At 51.1% G+C, this 16843-nt stretch carries 14 protein-coding genes and 1 tRNA gene; 5 read left to right on the top strand and 10 right to left on the bottom strand.

Annotation, left to right across the window (positions count from 1 at the left end):
- Window positions 1-27: 27 nt before the first annotated feature.
- From A5320_RS03325 to A5320_RS03315, 3 genes are all read right to left on the bottom strand, one after another.
- Window positions 28-114: transfer RNA gene (locus A5320_RS03325), tRNA-Leu, on the bottom strand.
- A 127-nt stretch (window positions 115-241) separates the two neighbouring features.
- Entirely contained in the window at window positions 242-730 is a 489-nt protein-coding gene (locus A5320_RS03320; protein ID WP_068060883.1) for a GNAT family N-acetyltransferase, read from the bottom strand.
- On the bottom strand, window positions 730-1242 hold the full coding sequence (locus tag A5320_RS03315; RefSeq protein ID WP_068060879.1) for a rhodanese-like domain-containing protein: 513 nt from the start codon (window positions 1240-1242) through the stop codon (window positions 730-732). The genes A5320_RS03320 and A5320_RS03315 overlap by 1 nt, the downstream gene beginning before the upstream one ends.
- A 128-nt stretch (window positions 1243-1370) precedes the next feature.
- Between A5320_RS03315 and A5320_RS03310 the strand changes: the two genes are divergently transcribed.
- Window positions 1371-2402 carry a GlxA family transcriptional regulator gene (locus A5320_RS03310; protein ID WP_068060877.1) on the top strand — a complete coding sequence of 344 codons (1032 nt, stop codon included), beginning with the start codon at window positions 1371-1373 and terminating at the stop codon, window positions 2400-2402.
- 118 nt (window positions 2403-2520) lie between these two features.
- Window positions 2521-3018: an RDD family protein gene (locus A5320_RS03305; protein ID WP_068060874.1), complete on the top strand. Its 498-nt coding sequence runs from the start codon at window positions 2521-2523 to the stop codon at window positions 3016-3018.
- A gap of 67 nt (window positions 3019-3085) precedes the next feature.
- On the opposite strand, the gene A5320_RS03300 is transcribed toward A5320_RS03305, so the two are convergent.
- The 3 genes from A5320_RS03300 to A5320_RS03290 are packed head-to-tail and all read right to left on the bottom strand — an operon-like array spanning window position 3086 to window position 5984.
- Complete coding sequence (locus tag A5320_RS03300; RefSeq protein ID WP_068060871.1) at window positions 3086-4501, bottom strand: NAD(P)(+) transhydrogenase (Re/Si-specific) subunit beta; 1416 nt, start codon at window positions 4499-4501, stop codon at window positions 3086-3088.
- 4 nt (window positions 4502-4505) lie between these two features.
- Window positions 4506-4808 carry an NAD(P) transhydrogenase subunit alpha gene (locus A5320_RS03295; RefSeq protein WP_068062916.1) on the bottom strand — a complete coding sequence of 101 codons (303 nt, stop codon included), beginning with the start codon at window positions 4806-4808 and terminating at the stop codon, window positions 4506-4508.
- A gap of 33 nt (window positions 4809-4841) precedes the next feature.
- Entirely contained in the window at window positions 4842-5984 is a 1143-nt protein-coding gene (locus A5320_RS03290) for an NAD(P) transhydrogenase subunit alpha (RefSeq protein WP_068060869.1), read from the bottom strand.
- Window positions 5985-6148: 164 nt separating this feature from the next.
- Between A5320_RS03290 and A5320_RS03285 the strand changes: the two genes are divergently transcribed.
- Together A5320_RS03285 and A5320_RS03280 are read left to right on the top strand one after the other, a co-directional pair.
- The gene (locus A5320_RS03285) at window positions 6149-6490 is read left to right on the top strand and encodes a hypothetical protein (RefSeq protein WP_068060867.1); all 342 of its coding nucleotides are present in this window, start codon (window positions 6149-6151) and stop codon (window positions 6488-6490) included.
- Window positions 6491-6582: 92 nt separating this feature from the next.
- A complete protein-coding gene (locus A5320_RS03280; protein ID WP_068060864.1) occupies window positions 6583-7326 on the top strand; it encodes a substrate-binding periplasmic protein in 744 nt (247 codons plus the stop codon).
- A 116-nt stretch (window positions 7327-7442) separates the two neighbouring features.
- Here A5320_RS03280 and A5320_RS03275 read toward each other — a convergent pair whose 3' ends face one another.
- The 3 genes from A5320_RS03275 to A5320_RS03265 are packed head-to-tail and all read right to left on the bottom strand — an operon-like array spanning window position 7443 to window position 13383.
- Complete coding sequence (locus A5320_RS03275; RefSeq protein WP_082971502.1) at window positions 7443-8906, bottom strand: efflux transporter outer membrane subunit; 1464 nt, start codon at window positions 8904-8906, stop codon at window positions 7443-7445.
- Window positions 8899-12078: an efflux RND transporter permease subunit gene (locus tag A5320_RS03270; protein ID WP_197490021.1), complete on the bottom strand. Its 3180-nt coding sequence runs from the start codon at window positions 12076-12078 to the stop codon at window positions 8899-8901. Before A5320_RS03270 ends, A5320_RS03275 begins: the two co-directional genes overlap by 8 nt.
- A gap of 27 nt (window positions 12079-12105) precedes the next feature.
- Complete coding sequence (locus A5320_RS03265) at window positions 12106-13383, bottom strand: efflux RND transporter periplasmic adaptor subunit (protein ID WP_068060860.1); 1278 nt, start codon at window positions 13381-13383, stop codon at window positions 12106-12108.
- A gap of 389 nt (window positions 13384-13772) precedes the next feature.
- Here A5320_RS03265 and A5320_RS03260 point away from each other — a divergent pair, with 389 nt between their 5' ends.
- Entirely contained in the window at window positions 13773-14414 is a 642-nt protein-coding gene (locus tag A5320_RS03260; protein ID WP_068060853.1) for a TetR/AcrR family transcriptional regulator, read from the top strand.
- Between the two features lie 439 nt (window positions 14415-14853).
- Here A5320_RS03260 and A5320_RS03250 read toward each other — a convergent pair whose 3' ends face one another.
- Window positions 14854-16605 (bottom strand): esterase/lipase family protein, encoded by a 1752-nt coding sequence (locus A5320_RS03250; protein WP_068060851.1) that lies wholly within the window; start codon window positions 16603-16605, stop codon window positions 14854-14856.
- Window positions 16606-16843 lie beyond the last annotated feature (238 nt).

The following is a 16843-nucleotide window of genomic DNA, read 5'->3' as shown; positions in this document are numbered from 1 at the left end:
GCTTTAGTGAATTACTTACTGGAGTATTGGTGCCTGGGGTCGGACTCGAACCGACACGGAGTTTCCCCCGGCGGATTTTGAATCCGCTGCGTCTACCGATTTCGCCACCCAGGCATTGAGAGGTCTTGCGGAGTAAACAGGGCTGATTATACAAAGCTTCGTTAGCTTCGCAAGTAAAATCTCAACGCCAGCAATTGATTGCGTGTTTTTTCGGCAAAAACTGGCGTTGAGACTGGTTGCGTTAGTCAAAACCAGCGGGCGATAGGTTTTTCTCAAAGCCAATCCAGTTTTTGGACAGGTGGCCGCCTTGTTGCTGATAAAACTGCTGCGCGGGTAGGTTGTGTGTTAAAACCAGCCAGTTCAGGCGGTAGGCTCCTTTGTTGCGGGCTGTTTGTACTGCAGCTTGAAACAGTGCCTGACCGGCGCCGCTGCCACGATAATCGGCTGCAACATAAAGCTCTTTTAAGGTGGCGACCGGTGTTAGGTCATATGTAAATGGCTGGTACACCAACACCGCATAACCGCACAGCTTATGACTAAGGCAGGCGACCAGCAGGTCGAACTGTGGCGGGCCGCTAAAACCGCGCTTCTCTAAATCGGCCACTGTGACGCGAAAGTCTGCCAGATAACCTTCAAACGCGGCCAGTTGTTGCATCTGTTGGTGCACCGTCGGCAGATCAGCCAGTGTTGCTGGTCTTATCTGCCACTGTGTTTTTAACGGGGTTGTCATCAACATCCGCAGGAAATCGCTTGCCCAGCCTCTTTGGCGGCTTCCGGAGCTGCAGTTTCCGGCGTTGCCGCTTTAGGTGTTGTGACGTTTTCGCCTTGCGCAAATGGCAATCCTTCGTCGGCCCAGCCGGTGATGCCGCCAATCATCAGTTTCACCGGATAGCCAAGTTTGGCAATTTTGTAGGCGGCCTGATCGGCGCCATTGCAGTGCGGGCCGGCACAATACACCACAAAAGTTTGGCCGGTTGGGAACAACGCCATCCGTTCGGCGCTGATGTCGCGGTGCGGCAGGTTTTGCGCGCCCTGGGCGTGGTGCTGGAGAAAAGCCGCTTCGGAGCGGACATCGAGCAATATGAAATCGTTGGCGCCGTTGGCGAGCGCGCTGAAAACGTCTGAGCAGTCGGTTTCCAAGGCCAGTTTGGCGGCAAAGTGTGCCATGGCTTGCAAAGCAGGGGCGGCTGGTGTTGCCAGCACGGCTGAAGGGGTGGTGGCTAAAGTAGCAACTATCGACATCAAATATCTCCTTGGAAAAACCAAGCAGCAAGATTGCTGTTGGTTCTGGAACGACATGGCTATTTGAACAGCTGCCGATGTTTGCTACCATTGGCTGATTCGCCAATAAAGCCAAGAAATCAGCCAGAATGCTCACGCCAATATCTGCAATAGAAAGCAACGAAAAGCAGCAACTCGCCGCCAACGACCACGGCAATCCCGAGCATCAGCTGGTGGTGTGCGCTTATCACGGTTTGTCGATGCTGGAATACGGCGCCGCTATTGATATTTTTGCCGGCCATCGCACGGCCGAAGCGCCCTGGTATCAATGCCGGGTGGCTGGGCTGGATGGTTTGCGTATTCAGATGAATGGTGGCACCTGGCTGGAAACCAGCGATGATGCGCGAATTCTGGCTGAAGCAGATACCATAGTTTTCCCGGGCTGGCGGCGGCTCAGTGAACAGCCAGATCCGCAATTACTGCAAGCTTTACAACAAGCTGCGGCGCGTGGTGCGCGGTTGGTGAGTTTCTGCTCTGGCGCTTTTTTGCTGGCGCATGCTGGTTTACTGGATGGCAAAGCGGCGACCACGCACTGGAAATATGCCGGACTGTTTGCGCAGTTGTTCCCGCACGTTGATCTGAAAGTCGACCGGCTTTATGTGCAGGCGGGGCGGATTTTTACTTCGGCCGGTAGTGCGGCTTGTCTGGATTTATCGTTGCAACTGATCAAAGAAGATTTTGGCGCGGCGCGGGCGAACCAAGCGGCACGGCGGTTGGTGATCCCGGGTCAGCGCGATGGCGGTCAGCAGCAATTTATTGAGTTGCCGCTGGGTAAACCAGATCCAGCGTTAGGGCTGGTGCAGGATTATGCGCTGCAACATTTGCAGCAGCCATTGCAAATGGATGAACTGGCGGCGCTGGTGCATATGAGCCGGCGCAGTTTTGACCGCAAGTTTAAGGCTAGTTTTGGTCAAAGCCCAAAGCAGTGGTTGCTGAATGCCAGGGTCGAGCACGCGAAAACTTTGCTGGCGACTTCAAATACCAGCGTTGAACAAATCGCCACTTTATGTGGTTTTGGCACGGCGCAGGCGCTGCGTGATCAGTTTGACTTGTTGGTTGGAATTTCCCCGGCCAGGTTTCGGGCGCAGCAGTTGCGGCAGGCTGAACTTAGTGGCTGCTAGGATTTTGTGTGGTCTTCTGCGCTGCAATCGTTGGCAACAGAGCGTTGTGACCCACAATGTTTTGCGTGTTAAACTGCCGCTATCCGGCTGTTTTTATTCATGATGAAAGAGACTTTTTATGTTTGCTGAAGCTCCGCGCGCTGGTTTAATTCGCCGTCTGGCGGCAATTGTTTATGATGCACTAATCGTGATTGCGCTCTTAATGTTCGCGATGACGCTGGCGCTGGCCGCCGTGGCATTGCTGGAAAAAACCGGGTTGATTTCGTTGGTCGGTTATCAGGATAGTGCCGATTATATTCAGCGCCATGCCTTGTGGTTTCAGCTGTACCTGGTGCTTTGGGTATTCTGGTTTTATCTGTATTTCTGGTGCAAAGCAGGGCAGACCCTGGGCATGCGAGCCTGGCGTTTATTGTTGCTGCAACAAAATGGTCAGCCGGTGACGCTGAAACAAGCTTTGATCCGGGTGGTTACGGCGTTGGGCGGTGTGGGTAATTTCTGGCTTTGGGTACGTTTTAAGCAAAAGCTGGCACTGCAGGATCAACTGTCCGGCACCATGGTGGTGGAACTGAGTAAAGAACAAAGCCGTGAGTTAAATCTACATCGGCAAGCAAAGTAAATGTGGGGTCAGAGTCAGTTGTTAACAGATTTCTGTTAACAACTGACTCTGACCCCGAAGTTAACAATTAGTTGGATTCGAGGTTTTTCACCGCTTGCAGCATGGCAGCAAGTACTTTTTGCGCGTCGCCGTAGATCAGCTGGCAGTTGTCGGCAAAAAACAGCTCGTTTTCGACACCGGAATAGCCTTTACCCTGACCCCGTTTAATCACATACACCTGTCGTGCCTGATCGACATTCAGCACTGGCATACCGTAAATTGGCGATGATTTATTGCTGCGGGCGGACGGGTTTACCGTGTCGTTGGCGCCAATCACAATAGCCACGTCGGCTTCTTTAAATTCGGAATTAATTTCTTCCATATCAAAAATCAGATCATAAGGCACGCCAGCCTCGGCCAGCAGCACGTTCATATGACCCGGCATCCGGCCGGCCACCGGGTGAATAGCGAATTTCACTTCCACCCCAGCGTCTTGCAATAATTCAACAAATTCAAAGAGTTTATGCTGCGCTTGCGCCACCGCCAGGCCGTAACCCGGGGCGATAATCACTTTCCCGGCGTAACGCATATTAATCGCAGCGTCGCTGGCTTCAATCGGTTTTAAGCTACCGCTGATGGTTTGCGTTTCGTCACTGCTGGCGGCGCCAAAATTGGAAAACAGCACATTGCGCACCGAGCGGTTCATCGCTTTGGCCATCAATAGCGTCAGCATGGTACCAGCCGAACCGACCACCATCCCGGCAATCATCAGCGCCGGGTTGTTCAGCACATAACCTTCAAAACCAACAGCTAAGCCAGTGAAAGCGTTATAGAGCGAAATCACCACTGGCATATCGGCGCCGCCAATCGGCATCGTCATCATCACGCCGTACAGCAGCGCAAGTGCAAAAAAGGCTAAAAACAGCCATTGTGGCACCTGACCACCTTGCCAGACGATGTAAATGGCAAGGCTGCCCAGCACCAGCAACAAACTACTGTTGATCAGCTGTAAACCGGTCATGCGCAGGGTTTTATTGATCCGCCCATCCAGTTTGGCCCAGGCAATCAGCGAACCGGATAGCGACACCGCGCCAATCAGCCCGCCAAGCACCGCCAACAATAACGAAATACTGCCGTGGGTTTGATAACCGCTCAGCTCAATCGCTGCAATAGCCGCAGCCGCACCACCCCCCATACCGTTGTAAAGTGCGACCATTTGCGGCATCGCGGTCATCGCGACTTTTTTGCCACTCCACCAGGCCCAGCCGAGGCCAAGACTAAGCGCCACCAATGCCAGCAGCATATTGGTTTGTAGCATTGGGCGTGCTTCTGGCCGCACATCGAGGCTATATAAAAAACTCGCCAGCACGGCAATCACCATGCCGACTCCGGCCAGTACAATACCGGCGCGGGCACTGCGGGGGGAGGACATCTGTTTCAGACCATAAATAAACAAAAAGGCGGCGATAAAATAACTGCTGTCAATAATGAATGCGACCGGCATAAACCTACTCCTTCGACTTGGTGTTGGTGGAGGGTTTAAACATTTCCAGCATCCGCTCGGTCACCACATAACCACCGGCGGCATTGCCTGCGCCAAGTAACACACCAATAAAACCAATGATTTGCTGTGTCAGATTGCTGGCATTGAGTAACGCCCACAAGGCGCCGACCACCACAATGCCGTGGATAAAATTCGAGCCTGACATCAACGGCGTATGCAAAATAGCCGGTACCCGGCCAATAATTTCAAAACCGGCAAAAGCGGCCAGCATAAAAATATATAAAGCGACAAAACCAGTCAGCACCATCGTTTGATAGTCAAAGATTTGGTAGTCCATTTCTCAGCCCTCCACTAAAGTTTTTGCAGCGGCGTTTTTAATCTCGCCTTGGTGAGTCAGCACGGTTTTGGCCAGGATTTCATCGTCCCAGTCTAAGTTGATGGCCGCGTCTTTGATAAATAACCCGATTAAATTCAACAAGTTTTTTGCGTAAAGCTCTGAAGCATGTTCGGCCAGCAATGACGGCACATTAAAAGGCGCTGCAATCGTCACTTGACCAATTTGCACCGTTTCGCCCGGCACACTGTATTCACAGTTACCACCACCATCGGCGGCTAAGTCGACAATCACCGCACCATTTTTCATGCCATCGACCTGCGCTTTACTGATGAGTTTGGGCGAAGGGCGGCCGGGAATAGCGGCGGTGGTAATAATCAAATCGGCCTGTTGAATATGTTTGGTCAGCACCGCCTGAATTTTTTGTTGCTCTTCCGCCGTCAGTTCACGGGCGTAACCGCCTTCACCGCGGCCATCAACACCGGTATCAACAAATTTGGCACCTAGTGACTCGGCTTGCTCTTTGGTATCGGGTCTGACGTCATAACCTTCGGTCACTGCACCAAGTCTTCTGGCGGTAGCAAGTGCCTGCAACCCAGCGACACCTAGCCCCATTACCAGACATTTGGCCGGACGAATTGAGCCGACAGCCGTTGTCATCATCGGCAGAATGCGCGCCAGCTGGGTGGAGCCTAACAAAGCACCGTAATAACCGGCCAATGCCGCCTGCGATGACAAAGCATCCATCGCCTGGGCGCGGCTGATCCGTGGCACCAGCTCCATTGCAAAGCAGGTCAGCTGTAAATCGCGTAGCAGCTTCACCAGTTCAGGTTCACGTTGGGCATAGACAAAACACAACACAATGGTGCCGGGTGCCAGCAGTTTTAAAGTTTCGGCAGCGGGCGGTTGAACCGCTAATACGATATGGGCGTTTTGGAGTAATTCGGGAAGCGACGCGGCGATTTGCAGCGGCGGCGTGGCGCTGGCATCCAAATACGCTTGATTAGGAATACGACTGGCCAGTCCGGCATCCTGTTGGATCCAGATGTCTAAGCCAAGGGCGGAGAGTTTGCTTGCTACCTGTGGCACCAGCGCCACGCGTCGTTCATGCGGTCGGTTTTCAGTTAATACGACTAATTTTATCGACATGCCAGAAAATCCTCTTCTGTTGCTAAATCAATGAGCAGTATAGTTATTTTCTATAGCTCTGCTGTTTGTCTGCTTTATTGCGCGCTGTAAAACTAAATTAGAAGTTCAAGGAATAACGTATGCGACCGATAACTTGGTATCAGCAGTTATCAAGGTACCCTATCATGCAAGAATATCAACGCCTGCAAAAAATTCGCGACCTCGGCATCAGATTGCATGAACTGCAATTAATTAATCGTCGTGGTGATTGTTCTTATGCAGTGATGGCATTGAATTATTTGTTTGGGGTGTATCAGATTGCCAAGCCGCACGGTTTAACCCTGGACGACATGCTGCAACAACTGGCTGATGCCGTAGTGGTCCGTCATCAACTGCCATACCGTCGGTTAACCGCCGATTCAGTACTGGATTTTTTCAGTCAACGTTATCAGGTCGCAGCCCCTTATTTAGTGCATCCAACATACCGCCGTCAGGCTCGCACGAATTCAATGCAGCCTACATTCTAGGGACAATAGCAGCAGACAATTTGGGCACATCGAACTACAATAGCCTCAGCCAACCCAAAACGATCGCCGGAATGCAGTGAGGCATGGATTAATTGAAACTTCGTTTTTGCTGGGTATTTTTATTCAGTTTTGATTTGTCGGCAGCATCGTTGCGGGCAATTTATGGTGACTTTAACAGTCCACCGGCGGTGATTTTGCAGCAGGGTAAAGTTGCTGCGGGCTTTATGCCGGATATCTATCAACTGCTTGCCAACGAGCTTGGCATCAAATTGCAAATGGTGGCGATGCCACGTAAACGGTTGGCCGACTTTTTATTAAGTGGCCAGGCTGATATTTATTGTCGTGCCAGTCCGGAGTGGTATCCGGATCGCGGGTTACAATGGAGCCCGCCATTACTGATGTTTCAGGATTTAATTATCAGTCGGCGTAACTACCTGGATTTAGAAGATTTTACGCAGCGTAGTAAAGGCGAGATTGGCGCAACGCTGGGCTATGTTTATCCAAAGTTACAACCTTTGTTTGGTAACAAACAATTGTTAAGGGTGGATAGTGTGACTCCGGCAACTAACGCGATCCGGCTGTTGCGTGGCGAGCTGGATACCATCGTGCTGTCAGATACCGAAGCGGGCTACATGTTACGACTGGCCGATTTTAAAACCCTGACGCTGACCACATACCCAATTCATTGCATGTACGGACCATCTTTATCTCCACTCCAACGACTGAAACTGAATCGGTTTATTCAGCAACAGGCCAGTGCCGGTGTGTTCCAAAAGGTGTTGGATCAATATCATGAGCAAGGGTTGTTATCGTCAGTGGTGCCGCCACCAAGTTAATGTAAAGCATAAAAAAGGGAAAACGCTCAGCAGCGATCAAAGTACGGGGGACAGGCCGCAGTCTTTGCTCTTCATGCTACTGAGAGTTTTCCCAAGCAGGAACTTTTACCCTCTCTTTACCCTTCTAGTACCGCACCACCAAAGCTGCGGTAAATATCAACCAACCGGCTGAAATTTTGCTGGGTCAGCCGCGCTTGTTGATCCCGTGCTGCCAGCAATTCGCGCTGGGCGTCCAATAACTCCAGAAAATCGGCATTACCGGCATTAAAGCGCGCCTGCGATAAGCTAACGGCTTGCTCGGTGGCTGCCAGTTGTTGTTGCTGGATCAGCTGCTGGCGACGGCTTAAGTTGTAGCTGTCGAGACTGAGTTGCATCTCGCTTAAGGCACTTAACACTGTCTGGCGAAATGTCGCCAAAGCAGCTTGTTCATTGGCATTGGCTGCTTTGATCCGCGCCTGCACCGAGCTCCAATCCGCACCTTGCCAGCTTAAAGTGGGTGCCACCGACCAGGCTTTTTGCGTGCTACCGACCGCTAAATCCGGGGACGCCAGAAAACCGAGAAAACCACTGACCGACAATGACGGATATAAATCAGCCTTCGCCACTCCGATATAGGCGGTACTGGCGGCTAAGCGTCGTTCGGCGATGGCCACATCCGGTCTTTGTTGCAACTGCTCATTCACCTTAGCGACGGCATGTGGGGTTGGCAGTTCTGGTAGTTGTAAAGCAGAGCTATCTAGCGCTAACGCTTCCACTGAACTGCCCAGCAGTGCTGCTAACGTCAGTTCAGCGCGGCGTTTCGCCAGCTGAAAATCCGGTAAAGTGGTTTCGACGGCAAAAGTCTGAGCTTTGACCCGAGCCAATTCCAAATCGGAGGCCATCCCGGCATCACGTCTGGCGCTGATAAGCCGAGTGGTTTGCTGCAAATTGGCCAGATTTTGTGAAGCCACCTGCAGGCGCAGTGCGGCGCCGCGATAATCGCCAAAACTCTGCGCCACTTGCGCTACCAACGTCAGCTGCGCATCACGCCAGGCAAATTCAGCACCTTGCGCATCAGCCAAAGCTGCTTCGCTAGCTCGTTTGATTTTGCCGAATAAATCTAAATCCCAACTTAAACCAACCCCGGTTTGAAACTGCCGGCTGGTCACCCGTTCGCCGGTTGCCGACACTTCTGCCGGTGTGGCAGTCGCTGAATAACCCAGGCTTGGAATGCCTTTTGGTAAATTGTTATCGTCACTGTCAGCAAACACCGCATAAGCCCGGTCGACGTTCGCTTGTGCGGCAGCCAGCGTCTGATTGTTGGAAAGTGCCGTGTCAATCAGCCGGTTGAGTTCGGCATCGGCAAAGCGTTGCCACCATGACGTCAATTGCTGGTTATCGTGCGCAGCAGCGGCAGGCGCTAACTGCGGCATATTGAGCTCTTGGCTGAGCTTGGTTGGCGCCTGATAATCAGGGCCAACTGTGCAACCAATTAAACCGGTCAGCGCAATGGCGAGCAGGCTTAGTCGTACGGTTGATTTGTATTGCGTTGCTTTTGTATTGGTTGCCGCTTTGGCAGCTGTGTTGAATAACTTAACCATGAGTCGCTCCTTCAATCGCCGCTGGTGTTGCAGCTGCAGCAGCCTTACGCTCACCACGTTTCGATAACGCGTAGTAAAACAGCGGTGTTAAAATCAGACCAAAAATCGTCACGCCAATCATGCCGGCGAACACCGCCACACCCATCGCCTGGCGCATTTCTGAACCGGCGCCAGTCGAGAACACCATCGGCACCACACCCATGATAAAGGCGATCGATGTCATCAGAATTGGCCGTAACCGCAACCGCGCTGCTTCTAAAATGGCGTCCATTGCGCGCATGCCATGGTCTTGTTTTTCCTTGGCAAACTCGACCATCAGGATGGCATTTTTGGTGGCGAGCCCGACGAGCACTATCAATCCTATCTGGGTGAAGATGTTGTTATCACCGCCGTACAACAGCACGCCGCTGATGGCTGATAACAGCGTCATCGGAACAATTAAGATGATTGCCAGTGGCAGACTTAAACTTTCGTATTGTGCGGCCAACACCATAAACACCAGCAGTACCACCAGCGGGAACACCAGATATTCGGCGTTACCGGCCAGAATTTGCTGATAAGAAAGCTCAGTCCACTCGTAAGTCATGCCAGCTGGCAGGGTTTCGGCCAGAATTTTCTCAATCGCTGCTTGCGCTTCACCTGAGCTGAAACCTGGAGCTGGGCCACCGTTAATTTCAGCAGTGGTGTAACCGTTGTAGTGCATCACGCGGTCCGGACCAGCGCTGTGCGACACTTTAATAAAGGAGCCCAGCGGGATCATTTCACCTTGGTTATTCGCCACCTTCAGCGCTGAGATCTGCGCCGGATCCTGACGGAAGGCTTCATCCGCCTGCACATTCACCTGATAGGTGCGGCCAAACTGGTTAAAGTCGTTTGCGTACGTTGTCCCTAAATAACCCTGTAACGTCTGGAACACTGTATCTAACGACACACCTTGTGACAGCGCTTTGGTGCGGTCCACATCTAAATCCAGCTGCGGTACATTCACCTGATAACTAGAGAACACACCTGCTAATTCCGGGGTTTGCCAGGCTTTCATCATCACTTGTTGAGTGACATTGGCCAGTTCAACATAACCTAAGTTGGCGCGGTCCTGAATTTGTAAACGGAAGCCGCCGATGGTGCCTAAACCCTGCACCGGTGGTGGTGGGAAGATGGCAATAAAGGCGCCCTGAATACCAGCAAACTTGGCGTTTAAGTCAGCGGCAATAGCGTTAGCAGACAGTTCCGGGCTGGTACGCTCGTCAAAGTCTTTCAGCGGGGTAAACACGATGCCGCTATTTGGGCTATTGGTAAAACCGTTGATGCTAAGACCTGGGAAAGCCACTGAGTTCGAAACTCCAGGGTGTTCCAACGCGATGCGTGACATTTCTTTAATTACGGCTTCAGTACGTTCCAGCGACGCGGCATCCGGGAGTTGGGCAAACGCCACCAGGTATTGTTTATCCTGACCTGGCACATAACCGGTTGGGGTGCTGTGGAACAAACCAGCGGTTAAACCCAGCATACCGATATAGATAATGCCGACCACAGCACCGAAGCGAATGACTTTACGTACCAGCAGACCATAACCTTTTGATGCTTTATTAAACAAACGGTTAAACGGGTTGAATAACCAGCCGCCTAAAGCTTTGTCCATGGCGCGGGTCAGTTTGTCTTTTGGCGAATCATGGGCTTTTAATAACAATGCCGACAGGGCAGGGCTTAACGTCAACGAGTTAATCGCCGAGATAAAGGTCGAAATAGTGATAGTCAGCGCAAACTGCTTATAGAACTGGCCAGTTAAACCGGTCATAAAGGCGGTTGGAATAAAGACCGCAGCCAGTACTAAAGTGGTGGCGACGATTGGGCCTGTTACTTCTTTCATCGCTTTTTGGGTCGCTTCCAACGGCGATAAACCATCGGCGATATTCCGTTCAACGTTTTCAACGACGACTATGGCGTCATCGACCACAATACCAATCGCCAACACTAAACCGAACAACGACAGGGCGTTTAATGAAAAGCCCATCAGGTGCATAAAGGCAAAGGTACCGACCAACGACACGGGTACGGCAACTAGTGGAATAATCGAAGCGCGCCAGGTTTGCAGGAATAACACCACCACCAGCACCACTAATAAAATCGCTTCCAGCAGCGTTTTCACTACCGCTTCAATCGAGCCACGGACAAAGACAGTTGGGTCGTAGACGATGTCGTAACTTAAACCTTGCGGGAAGCTTTTTGAAAGTTCGGCCATTTTGGCGCGTACATCATCAGAGATTTGAATGGCGTTTGAACCAGATGCCTGAAACACCGGAATGGCGACCGCGTCTTTGTTATCGAGCAGAGATTTCAGCGCATAAGTGCTGGCACCTAATTCCAGCCGGGCTACATCTTTTAAGCGGCTGATTTGGCCTTCTGCGCCGACTTTGACAATGATGTCTTCAAATTCTTCAACCGAACTTAACCGGCCTTTGACGTTGATCAGTAACTGGAAATCGCTGGTACCTGAAGGCTGCGCGCCTAAGCTACCGGCGGCAGCTTGTTGGTTTTGCGAGCGGATGGCGGCAACGATATCTTGTGGCGTCAGTTGTAACGCTGACACTTTATTTGGATCCAGCCACACCCGCAGACTGTATTCACCGGCACCAAACAAGCGCACGGCGCCCACACCTTCAATCCGGGCTAATTCGTCTTTGACGTTTTGTGCAGCATAGTTCGATAAGTACAGCATGTCATAACGATCGTCCGGCGAAGTTAAATGCACCACCATGGTGAGATCCGGTGATGATTTTTCGGTGACAATACCAAGGCGCTGCACTTCTTGCGGCAATCTTGGTTTGGCGCGGTCTACCCTGCTTTGTACCTGGGTTTGTGCACGATCAACATCGGTACCGATGGCAAAAGTAATGGTCAAAGTCATCCGGCCATCAGAGGTGGCTTGTGATGACATATACAACATATTCTCGACGCCGTTAATTTCCTGCTCCAGCGGAGAGGCGACGGTATCGGCGATGACTTTTGGGTTGGCGCCCGGATAGTTGGCGGTCACCACCACTGTTGGCGGTACCACTTCCGGATATTCGGTGATCGGCAGTTGCCACACTGCGATGGCGCCGCTGATTAAAAACAGCAGCGACAGCACGGCGGCAAATATCGGTCTTCTGATAAAAAATTGTGAAAGCATGATTCTGTCCTGATTTAGTAGCTGCTGGGCTTAGCCGCGTGGTGCGCTTTGGGTGGAAATTGTATTCACAACGGCGTCAACAATGGCGGCAGTGGCCGTTTTGTCGCTGGCTGCTTGCTCATCCAGCATTTGCTGTTGCTGTTGTAGCGATACTAACTGCTCGGCGCTGGCCATTTTTACGCTGTTCGGCGTGACCTGCATGGTTGGGCGAACGCGCTGTAAACCATTAACGACAATGGTTTCACTGGCTTTTAAACCTGAGGTGACAATCCGCAGGCCACCGACTTTTTCACCCAGCGTGACCGGGCGGTATTGCAGCTGTTGTTTGTCATCGACCACCAACACAAACTTGTTGTTTAAGTCAGTGCCGACGGCTTTGTCATCAATCAGAATACCGTTGTAGCTGGCGCTCCCCACCAGTTTGATTTTGGCAAACAAGCCTGGGATCAAACTGTTATCGTCATTGCTAAACACGGCGCGCGCGCGGATGGTGCCGGTTTGTGGGTTGATACTATTATCAAGAAAGTCCAGTGAACCCGAAAAGCGGTAGTCACTGTCTGAACTTAACGCCATCAGCACCGGGCTGGCTTCATTGCGGCTGTCACCGCGTTTGCCGGTGGCCGCGAGCTGGACGTATTTCAGGTAAGTTTGTTCATCGGCATCAAAGTAGGCGTACATCCGCTCGGTGGACACAATGCTGGTCAGCTGGCTTTGACCGGCTTGCACATAGTTGCCGGCGGTGATCAGCGCATTTGAAACGCGGCCGGAGATTGGCGCTCGTACTTGGGTATGCGATAAATCCAATTCGGCTTTGGTCAGCGCTGCTTTGACTGCAGCCACTTGCGATGCACTTTGATCTTTGCGGGCGCGGCGGGCATCGAGAATTTCTTCAGCGATGGCCTTTTGGCTGCGCAATTGTTCAGCGCGTTGATAGTCGCTGTTGGCTAATTTTTGTTGGCTGAGGGCGCTTTGCAGTTCGGCTTGCAGACGGCTGACGTCGGCTTTTAAAGCGCGATCATCAATCTGCACTAATAAATCACCGGCTTTTACCAGCGCGCCTTCAGTAAACAGTACCTGGTCAAGGTAACCAGACACCCGTGGCACTAACACCACAGTTTCCGGTGCTTGTAAACGGCCGGTAAATTCGTCCCATTCGGTAATCCGTTGTTCGACCACTGTGGCAACGTCAACCGTTGGCGCAGCGGCTGGTGCGCCAGCGCCGGCGGCTTCAGGTTGGCTACATGCGGCAAGCACAACTGCGGCGATGCTGGCTAATAAAAAGGTTCTTACAGTCTGTGTTTTGCGCATGGCAATTGTCCCTTCGTTGGTGTCTGCTGACAGCAATCGTTGATGAATGCTGTGTTATGTACCGATTGGTATTTTGTACTGGTTGGTAAATATATAGATTTTCAATCGCCGGTCAATCTTTTTTTGTACCGTATGGTAAAAAAATAAAGAACTTTTTATGCTATAAGGCTTTTCGTTTGGTTATATCGGGGAATTTGGCAAGATATCTGTACCGTTCGGTAGGTATATTGTACTTTACAAGGCTTGCAAAGGTGATTACTCTGTGCGCATCATAGATCACCCTATATCGGGTGTGGTTTTACTCAAGATCATTGAACTTCAAGCGTGGTCACCGCAAAGGTGGCGACCAGACAACTTCAAAGATGGCGGGTACATACAGGAGCTTACAGATGACGGGGAACACCAGCACTATTGGTCGGCCACGTGCTTTTGACGTCGACAAAGCTTTGCAAAAAGCCCTCGAAGTGTTTTGGGAGAAAGGTTACGAAGGAACGTCGTTGCCGGATTTAACCGAAGCTATGGGCATCAATAAACCCAGTTTATATGCCGCTTTTGGTAACAAAGAGCAGCTGTTTTTAAAGGCAATTGAGCTTTATGAAAACCGTCCATGCGGTTTTTTTCAGCCAGCTTTGTTACAACCAACCGCTTATCTGATGGCGGAGCAAATGTTATTTGGCGGCGCGGCGGCCAGTAGCGATCCAAGTCTGCCCAAAGGTTGTTTAATGGTGCAAGGCGCATTAAGTTGTAGCGATAATGCCAACAGTGTCAAACAGGTCCTGATTGAAAAACGCCGCAGTGGCGAATTGCAATTACAACAAAGATTAGAGCGAGCCAAGGCCGAAGGTGAATTTGCGGCGGATGTCGATTGCGCAGCACTGGCTTGTTTCTTAGGGGTGCAGTTGCATGGCATGTCAATTCAGGCCACCACAGGCGCTTCCAGCGACAAGTTACAAAAAGTGGCAGCAATTGCGTTAGAGGCCTTTGTGGCTGCGACCTCCGGCAAAGCAGCAGTGCCTGAAAGCGCAAGTTAATCGCATTTTGTCGCTAATTGCTCAGCAGCGCGTCAACCGGCGTTAGTGGTTTATCGCGCTGCGATATGTCTTTACCAGGTTTCGACACTGCGCATCATAAAAAGGCCCGGCATGTTGTTGCCAGCCTTCCCCTGGCGATACCTGCTTACAGAGCATCTTGCCATTCAATTTACTTTGCCATTTAAACCAATAAGCAGGTTCGGCGCTCAGTGTGGTACTGCAAAAGACTGAGGCCATGAGTAGCATCGCGAACTTGCGTGAAAAACCAGTCAATTTGAACACCTGAAACTCCTCTGTGAATAATGGGGTCGGAGCTCATTAATCAATTAATTAGCTCCGACCCCATTATTCACAGCAAATCCAGTGCCAGTTGTTAACATCGGGGTCAGAGTCAATTGTTAACAGGCGTTCTGTTAACAATTGACTCTGACCCCATAATTTACATTTGTTCCCGTAATTTCTTGAGGATAAAGGCGATAGCGTCCGGGGACTGATAAGAATTGTGCTCCGACAACACAATAATTTGCTCCTGGGCCTGACTTTGGTGGGCGCTGAAAAATGGCACGACTGAGTCGTTGAGCTGAGCACAGCTTTTTTCGTTGTAACAAAAGGGTGTGCTGGTACTGCCAACGATGGAATAAACCGGTTTTTGGTAGGGAAGTTTGGCGATTTCCTGCAATAGCGGATGTTGTGGCGACAATACATCGACACTGGTTGGCCCGTCGTTTTTTAAATACCGGTTCATCTGCGGTGTAACCAGGTCATAACTGAGGTTCTTAAACACCCGGCGATTTAAATCGCTGAAAATACTGGGTAATCTGATCCAGGCACTGGCGAGACGACTGTACCAGGTTTCGGCCATTTCAGCGCCATGGTGCGGTGTATCCAAAAAGAATACCGATTGCACATAAGGCCGGGGTTTAAAGATAAACACGTCCTGATAGCGCATAAAGTCTCGATGCTCACGCGGCAGTTGTTCGGGCCGACGCATAAAGGTTTGATCCCACAACCGATATTCCGGTTCGACAATAAAAGTCTTGGCGATAATGCCGCCCATACTGTGGCCAATCAGCACCATTGGTAAATCAGCCGGCATCGCCAGTTGCAGCTGTAATCTGGCGCGAAGCTCATCTACCTGCGCCCGCAACCGCATGGCATTAAAAAAGGGTGGGGCGCCCGTTGGGTAAAAAGCATGCCAAATCTGATATTTGGCAGATAGTTCTGGATCGGCATAAATGGCATGACTTAACCGTAGCCAAATCATCGGGCTGGAGTGCAGGCCGTGGATCATCAGAATTGGAATTTTGCTGCCAGACAAAGGTGCAATACTGTAAATGCCATAGTCATAACTGCTGTTATTACCATCAAATAATGCCGCCCATTCCGCCTGATCAATCCGTGCTTCACGTAGTAATAACAGGTATGCCGTGGCACTGTCATATTGTAGCGGGTAACTTTGCTTACCAAACGATACCGATTTTGGGTCGGTCAGATAATAGCCGGTGAGCTGGATCTGCAGCTGATCCTGGTCGTCAAAATGCAGATGCGTCGCCAGCACAGTCACAGCCCGGAATATACCTTCGCGGGGGTAATTCTGATCCGTAGCTTGTTTGTTGAATGCGCGCTCAGCCGCCATGACCAGCCCGACGCCTTGTGGATTTTGCGCTGCCGGGGCAATCCATGGTTCCCGAAATACCAAATCTGCAACCTGGGTATAACGGGTAAAAGGCAAGCCACTCTCATCGGTTGGCAGTTGTAATTGCAGCTGAAAATCGCGGTGGCGTGGTTGCCATTTGCCTTGTTGCAATTGTGAGCGCACCAAAACTTCAAGCCCGGTTTGATACCAGCGTAAAGCTTGGGAACGCTCTGTGATATTGCTTGCATGGGGTAGTAGAGTTAAACCGCAGGCCAGTTGATGAAAAGCGCTACTCGGTGCAGAAGTCAGTGCTATCTGACACAACGCCAGCTGTGCGCTCGGTGTTTCCGATTGCAGGTGTTGATACCACAGCCGGAAATGTTCAGGATCCGAGATTGTAACCAACGGTTTTGAGAGCACTTTTTGCTGCACTATTACTTTCGGCGCTGTGGTACAGGCGCTCAGACCGAATAGCAGCGCTGGTAGCAAATTACCATGGCGCAGGATTGCCTGTAGTTTGGATTTGAGTGTTAAACACAACAGGTGGTACACCATCTTCAGTTATTCTCTGCAAATCGCCGTCCGGACGAAGTTATTCTGCCGCATCAATCTGCATTACAACACCCTTTTTTACCGGTGTTTTGTCGACCCTCAGACGCCGTGATCTGCTGAAACTTTGTAACAGGATTGAACCTCTGGCGGAAAGTGGCAGTCACAATACGACATGCGTCAGTTTTGCAGTGGTTTTTACTGTAAGTTGTCAGGAAGACCTGATTGCACGCGTGACACCCGA

It is taken from the genome of Rheinheimera sp. SA_1 (genome assembly GCF_001669775.1).
Taxonomy (GTDB): domain Bacteria; phylum Pseudomonadota; class Gammaproteobacteria; order Enterobacterales; family Alteromonadaceae; genus Pararheinheimera.
The sequence above is the reverse complement of the archived record's forward strand: the minus strand, read 5'-3'. Positions and strand labels throughout refer to the sequence as shown.